This is a genomic window from Ilumatobacter sp. (assembly GCF_030065885.1).
Taxonomy (GTDB): Bacteria; Actinomycetota; Acidimicrobiia; order Acidimicrobiales; family Ilumatobacteraceae; genus Ilumatobacter.
The window spans coordinates 1-6,991 of the sequence record NZ_JASJCS010000176.1 but is presented as its reverse complement, the minus strand read 5'-3'; the positions used below and the strand labels follow the sequence as shown (position 1 = coordinate 6,991).

5 protein-coding genes and 2 pseudogenes are annotated in these 6,991 nt (G+C 68.4%); 4 read left to right on the top strand and 3 right to left on the bottom strand.

Going from position 1 to position 6,991, the window contains the following annotated elements:
- From QNJ12_RS22855 to QNJ12_RS22840, 4 genes and pseudogenes are all read left to right on the top strand, one after another.
- The coding region (locus QNJ12_RS22855) for an ABC-F family ATP-binding cassette domain-containing protein (protein WP_300626295.1) at positions 1 to 1,560 on the top strand (1,560 nt) is incomplete at its 5' end.
- A 127-nt stretch (positions 1,561 to 1,687) separates the two neighbouring features.
- Complete coding sequence (locus QNJ12_RS22850; RefSeq protein ID WP_300626293.1) at positions 1,688 to 3,055, top strand: wax ester/triacylglycerol synthase domain-containing protein; 1,368 nt, start codon at positions 1,688 to 1,690, stop codon at positions 3,053 to 3,055.
- 69 nt (positions 3,056 to 3,124) lie between these two features.
- Positions 3,125 to 3,442: pseudogene (locus QNJ12_RS23835) on the top strand (transposase); the annotation flags it as partial.
- A gap of 9 nt (positions 3,443 to 3,451) precedes the next feature.
- On the top strand, positions 3,452 to 3,973 hold the full coding sequence (locus QNJ12_RS22840) for a hypothetical protein (protein WP_300626289.1): 522 nt from the start codon (positions 3,452 to 3,454) through the stop codon (positions 3,971 to 3,973).
- 55 nt (positions 3,974 to 4,028) lie between these two features.
- Here the strand turns inward: QNJ12_RS22840 and QNJ12_RS22835 are convergent, their stop codons facing one another.
- From QNJ12_RS22835 to QNJ12_RS22825, 3 genes and pseudogenes are all read right to left on the bottom strand, one after another.
- On the bottom strand, positions 4,029 to 4,802 hold the full coding sequence (locus QNJ12_RS22835) for a succinate dehydrogenase/fumarate reductase iron-sulfur subunit (RefSeq protein ID WP_300626287.1): 774 nt from the start codon (positions 4,800 to 4,802) through the stop codon (positions 4,029 to 4,031).
- Complete coding sequence (locus QNJ12_RS22830) at positions 4,799 to 6,727, bottom strand: fumarate reductase/succinate dehydrogenase flavoprotein subunit (RefSeq protein WP_300626285.1); 1,929 nt, start codon at positions 6,725 to 6,727, stop codon at positions 4,799 to 4,801. Before QNJ12_RS22830 ends, QNJ12_RS22835 begins: the two co-directional genes overlap by 4 nt.
- 13 nt (positions 6,728 to 6,740) lie before the next feature.
- Positions 6,741 to 6,991 (bottom strand): annotated as a pseudogene (locus QNJ12_RS22825) (hypothetical protein); the annotation flags it as partial.

Here is a 6,991-nt window from a genome sequence, read left to right as displayed (position 1 = left end):
CTGCCGAGTGGCGACGAGCTGTTCCGCGACGTGTCGTTCTCCGTCCGATCGGGCGACCGGGCCGCCCTCGTCGGCGCGAACGGCGTCGGCAAGACGTCGCTGCTGCGAATCGTGACCGGCGAACAGGCCGCCACGGCCGGCACGGTGTCGGCGGGCGGCACGATCGGTGTGATGCACCAGCTCGTCGGGATGAACGGCCCCGGCGGCGACGCACCGGCCGACGTCACGTCGTTGCTGCTGTCGTTGTCGCCCGAGCGGCACCGCCGTGCGCGCGAGCGGCTCGCGGCGGCCGAGGCTGATCTCGGCGACGACCCGATGCGGTACGCCGAGGCGCTGAGTGCCTGGGGCGATGCCGGCGGCTACGACCTCGAGGTCCAATGGGACGAAGCGTGCGGTCGGGCCCTCGGCGCCGACTTCCGCGACGTCGCCGACCGACCGTTGCGCACGCTCAGCGGTGGCGAGCAGAAGCGGCTGGCCCTCGAGTTCCTCCTTCGCGGCGAGGCCGAGCTGCTCGTGCTCGACGAGCCCGACAACTTCCTCGACGTGCCGGCGAAGCGTTGGCTCGAACGCGAGCTCAACGCCACCCGCAAGACGGTGCTGTTCGTCAGCCACGACCGCGAGCTCCTCGCCGGCGCAGCAACCAAGATCGTCACGATCGAGGCATCGGGAGCGTGGACGCACGGTGGCGGATTCGCCGGGTACGCCGAGGCCAAGTCCGCGCACGCGGAGAAGAGGGCCCGCGACGCAGCACACTTCGACGACGAGCGCAAGCGGCTGGAGGACCTCGTGGCCGAGCTGCGACGCCGGGCCCACATCAGCGAGGTCTTCGCGCCGAAGCTGAAGGCGGCCGAGTCGAGGCTGCGGCAGTTCCTCGAGAAGAACGAGCGTCCAGTCGAGGTGCGCGACCAGCGGATCGACGTCCGGCTCCGAGGCGCCCGGACGGGCAAGCGGGCGGTCACGACCGAGGCGCTGTCGATCGACGGGCTGACCGACCCGTTCGATCTCGAACTGTGGTACGGCGAGCGGGTTGCGGTGCTCGGGGGGAACGGCGTCGGCAAGAGCCACTTCCTCCGGCTGCTCGGCGGTGACGACGGCGTCGACCACGACGGGCGGTGGAAGCTCGGTGCCGGCGTCGTGCCCGGCTCGTTCCACCAGACCCATGAGCACCCCGAGTGGTTCGGGCGGACCCCGGTCGAGATCCTGCACGACCACGACGTGGTGCTCGCGCCCGCGATGGGCATGCTGCGCCGGTACGAACTGCAGGGTTGCGCCCACCAGCCGTTCGAGACCATGTCGGGCGGGCAGCAGGCGCGCCTGCAGATCCTCCTGCTCGAGGTCTCGGGCGCCACCCTCCTCCTCCTCGACGAACCGACCGACAACCTCGACCTCGTCTCGGCCGAGGCACTCGAGGCCGGGCTCGGCCGCTTCGACGGCACCGTCATCGCGGTCACCCACGATCGCTGGTTCCTCCGTGGCTTCGACCGCTTCGTCGTGTTCGGCGACGACTGCACGGTGACCGACCACCTCGACTGCCCGGCAGAGTGGCGATCGAACGCCTGACGGGCCCGTCTCGCGGCAGGTGACCGCGCTGCGCCTCGATCTGGCGTAGGTTCTCACCACGTCTCAACAACGGGCCGATTCGTGCCGATGAACATCGGTACGTCCTTGCCGCCGGAGGAGCCCGCCCATGCCCGCAGTCCACTACCGCACGCAGATGAGTAGTTCGGACGCGATCATCTGGCACATCGAGGACGACCCGCACCTGCAGTCGACCGTGATGGCGGTGTGGTTGCTCGACTCGGTGCCGACCGACGAACGGATGCAGGCGAACATCGACCGCATGATCGAGGCCATCCCGCGGCTCCGCGAGCGCGTCGAACCCGCCCGTCAGCGCCCCAACTGGGTGGCTGTCGACGACCTCGACGTCACACGGCACTACTCGGTGCACGCGATGCCCGAGGGCTCCGGGCCGCGCAACGTCCTCGACTTCGCCGAGGGGTGGGCCAACGAGCCGTTCGATCGGGCGCGACCGCTCTGGAGGTTGGGCCTGTTGACCGGACTCGAGGGTGGCGGCGGCGCAGCGGTCATCAAGGTGCACCACGCCATCGCCGACGGTCTGGGCATGGTGCTCATGCTCGCCGCGTTCACCGACCTCGAGCGCGATCCGCCGCCCGTCGAGCCGACCGACTTCATCGCGGAGGAGCCCGAGCGCGAGGCGTTCGGCCCGGTCAGGCGCATGTGGTTCAAGACCCGCCAGGCCGCCACGACGGTCGCGCGCCGGCCGTTGCACAGCGTGGTCGATGCGACTGCGACGGCGTCGTCGACGATCCGGCTCGTGTTCCCGCACCGAACGCCGCACAGCAAGCTGATGACCGAGCGGAGCGGCCGGCGGCACCTCGACGCCAGGGCCATTCCGCTCGACGACATCAAGCGGGCGAGCAAGCGCTCGGGGGCGAGCATCAACGACGTCTTCGTCTCGATCTTCGCCGACGCCACCGACCGCTACCACGCCGCGCACGGCGTGGCCTGCAGGCGACTGCGCGTCCACGTGCCGGTCAACAGCCGCACCGAGCGGACCGCCGGCCACGCCGGCAACGACTTCGTCCCGGCACGCCTCTCGCTCGTCGTCCCGGGCGGCGGGGCCGACCAGCGGTTGGCCTCGGTCAGCGAGCAGCTCACGAGGCTCCGCGCCGAGCCTGCGCTCAAGCACATCAACCCGGTGTCGGCGTTCGTGCAGCGGCTCGGCAAGCCGATCGCCAAGTGGATCGTCGGCGGCATGATGAAGGGCGTCGACATCCTGGCGTCCAACGTGCAAGGTCCTCCCTTCCCGCTGTACCTCGCCGGCGCGAAGGTCGACGAGTTCTACGCCATGGGACCGCCGGCCGGCGCGTCCGTCAACATCACGATGTTCAGCTACGACGGCGTCGCGTCGTTCAGCATCACGTCGGACGCCGCGGCCATCGCCGACCGCGCCGGCTTCCTCCGCTGCCTCGACGAGGCGATCGCCGACGCGACCACGCCGGCACCGGTCACCGCCGAGCCGGTCCCCGCCTGATCAGCCGCAACCGTCACAGCGGGTGTCACAGCGGGTGTCTGACACCACCTGTAACACCCCGTATGCAGGATGCTGGTCATGGGTCGACGGCGACGAGTTGATGCCGAGGGTGGCATTCACCACGTGATGAACCGCGGTGTCGATCGCCGTGCGATCTTCTTCGGCGATACCGACCGGATCGAGTTCGGTCGTCGACTCGGCGAGATTCACGAACGCTTCGACGTCGAGACCCTGGCGTACTGCCTGATGGGCAACCACTACCACCTGATCGTGCGGGCAGTGCGCGGCGGTCTGCCGGAGGCGATGCAGCATCTCAGCAGCGTCTTCACACGCCACACGAACGATCGGCTCGGCCGCGACGGCCCACTGTTTCGCGGTCGCTACCACTCGATTCCGGTGACCACCGACGGCTACCTGTTGTGGTCGGCGAGGTACGTCCACCGCAATGCCCTCGAACTCCCGGGCGTCGCAGCGATCTCGGACCATCGATGGTCGAGCTATCGCACGTACCTCGGCTTGCGACGAGCGCCCGCGTTCGTGAACACCGACCTCATCCTCGAGCACTTCGACGGGGACCTCGCCCGGTTCCGCGCATTCACCGAGGAGGATCACACGTCCACCCTCCTACGGCAGCAACCCGAGGACGTCCGGCAGCTCGTCGATGCCGTGGTGGCATGCGACGACCTGCGTGCCGGAGACGACCACCGGGATCGGTCGTCGCGTCGCAGCCGGGACGTCCTCGTGCTCCTCACTGAGTCGTGCGACGACGAACACGTCCGCCGGTTGATCGACCTGCTCCTGGCGTTTCCCTCCGGCGGGGCCCGCCGGACCGCCCTCTCACGCGCGCGGCGACGGCTTGCCTCTGACCCGGCAGTCGGCCGCGTCCTCGACGAGGTCGAGCGGCACCTCGCCGCATGACCGCTCAGGTGTTACCGATGGTGTCTGACACCTTCTGTAACACCGGCGGTAATGCCTACACCCGGCTGAGCGACCTGCGGTTCTTGAACTTCGCCTTGCGGTAGTCGGCGTTCATCACGGCGATCACGTCGATCGAGATCTCCTTCGGGCACGCCGCCTCGCACTCGCCGTGGTTGGTGCACGAGCCGAAGTGCGCATCCATCGTCTCGACCATCGCCTCGGCCCGCTGGTAGCGCTCGGCCTGGCCCTGCGGCAACAGGTTGAGGTGGCTGACCTTGGCGCCGGTGAACAGGTTGGCTGCGCCGTTCGGGCACGCCGCGACGCAGGCGCCACAGCCGATGCACTCCGCGGCGTCCATCGCTGCGTCGGCGACCGGCTTCGGGATCGGGATGAGGTTCGCGTCGGGCGCACCACCGGTCTCGGCCGAGATGAAGCCGCCGGCTTCGACGATCCGGTCGAACGCGGCGCGATCGACCATCAGATCGCGGATGATCGGGAAGGCGTTGGCCCGCCACGGCTCGATCGTGATCGTGTCGCCGGACGAGAACTGGCGCATGTGCAGCTGACACGTCGCGCTGCGGCGCTGCGGCCCATGCGCCTGCCCGTCGATCATCAGCGAGCAGGTGCCACAGATGCCCTCGCGGCAGTCGTGGTCGAACACCACGGCTTCCTTGCCCGCCTCGATCAACTGCTCGTTGAGGAGGTCGAGCATCTCGAGGAACGAGGCCTCGTCGCTGATCGACTCGATCGCGTGATCTTCGAAGTGACCTGCCTGGTCGGGACCGCTCTGGCGCCAGATCCGCAGTGTGAGATTGGTCAGCTCGCTCACTTGTAGCTCCTGGTCTGGAACTTGACCTCTTCGTAGACGAGGGGTTCCCGGTTCTCGATCGGGGCGTTCGGGTCACCCGACCACTCCCACGCCGTGACGTGGGCGAAGTCGTCGTCGTTGCGGAGCGCCTCACCTTCCTCGGTCTGGTGCTCGGCCCGGAAGTGGCCGCCGCACGACTCCTCGCGGACCAATGCGTCGCGGCACATCAACATGCCGAGCTCGAAGAAGTCCTCGACCCGGCCGGCCTTCTCGAGCGTCTGGTTGACACCGTCCTCCGGACCGGTGATGCGCAGGTCCTTCTGGAACTCCTCGTACAGCGCCGGGATCTCCGACAGCGCCTTCTCGAGGCCCTGTTGGGTGCGTTCCATGCCGCAGTAGTCCCAGATGATCTTGCCCAGCTCGCGGTGGAAGTAGTCGGGCGAACGGGTGCCGCCGATCGACGTGAACCGCTTGAAGCGATCGGACGCCTCGCGCTCGGCGACCTTGAACGCCTCGTGGTCGGTGCCGGGGATCGGCTTGTTGAGCCATTCGGCGAGGTAGTTCGAGATCGTGTAGGGCAGCACGAAGTAGCCGTCCGAGAGACCCTGCATGAGCGCCGACGCGCCGAGGCGGTTGGCCCCGTGATCGGAGAAGTTGGCCTCACCGATGGCGAACAGGCCCGGGATGGTGGTCTGCAGCTCGTAGTCGACCCAGAGTCCCCCCATCGCGTAGTGCGGCGCCGGGTAGATGCGCATGGGCACCTGGTAGGGGTTCTCGCCGGTGATGTTCTGGTACATGTCGAACAGGTTCCCGTAGCGATCACGGATGACCTGCTCGCCGAGGCGGCCGATCGCGTCGGCGAAGTCGAGGTAGACGCCGTTCTTCAGCTCACCGACACCCTGGCCGGCGTCGACGGCCCGCTTCGCGGCTCGCGACGACACGTCCCGGGGAGCCAGGTTGCCGAAGCTCGGGTAGATCCGCTCGAGGTAGTAGTCGCGGTCGTCCTCGGGGATGTCGGACACCGGCCGTCGCTCGTCCGGGTCCTTGGGCACCCAGATCCGGCCGTCGTTGCGCAGCGACTCCGACATCAGCGTGAGCTTCGACTGGAACTCGTCGCTCTGCGGGATGCAGGTCGGGTGGATCTGCGTGTAGCAGGGGTTGGCGAAGGCGGCGCCCTTGCGATGGGCCCGCCACGCCGCGGTGACGTTGGACATCTTGGCCATCGTGGCCAGGTAGTACACGTTGCAGTAGCCGCCGGTGCCGAGCGCCACGGCGTGAGCGGAGTGGGCGGAGATCTCGCCGGTGATGAGGTCGCGGACCACGACGCCGCGGGCGGCGCCGTCGATCACGACCACGTCGAGGAGCTCGGAGCGGTTGTGGAGCTCGACGTTGCCGAGCCCGATCTGGCGGGCCAGCGCCTGGTAGGCGCCGAGCAGCAGCTGCTGGCCGGTCTGACCCCTGGCGTAGAACGTGCGGGCGACCTGGGCGCCGCCGAACGAGCGGTTGTCGAGCAGACCGCCGTACTCACGGGCGAACGGGACGCCCGAGGCGGTGCACTGGTCGATGATGTTCCCCGACACCTCGGCCAGCCGGTAGACGTTGGCCTCGCGGCTGCGGTAGTCGCCGCCCTTGACGGTGTCGTAGAAGAGGCGGAAGTCGCTGTCGCCGTCGTTCTTGTAGTTCTTCGAGGCGTTGATCCCGCCCTGGGCGGCGATCGAGTGCGCCCGCCGCGGGGAGTCGTGGTAGGTGAACACCTTCACCTGGTAGCCCTGCTCGCCGAGGGTCGCCGCGGCAGCGGCACCGGCGAGGCCGATCCCGATGATGATGACCTCGAACTTCCGGCGGTTCGAGGGGTTCACGAGCTTGTGGTTGAACAGGTAGTTCGACCACTTCTCGCCGATCGGGCCCTCGGGGATCTTCGGGTCGAGGTTGAGTGTGTCGCTCATGGTCGGCGCTCCTTCAGATCAGGGAGAGGAGCGCCGAGGCCTCCTCGAGGTAGGTGGGCTCGACGTGGTCGACGATCCCGGTGAGCACGGCGATCGGGAAGCTGACGTTGCCGACGAGGATCACGGCCGAGATGCCGTAGGCGACGTAGCGCCGCAGGTGGTTGTACTGCGGGCTCGTGACCCCGAGGCTCTGGAACATCGACCAGGCCCCGTGGAAGATGTGCACCGCGAGCGCGACGTTGGCGACGATGTAGATGATCGCCA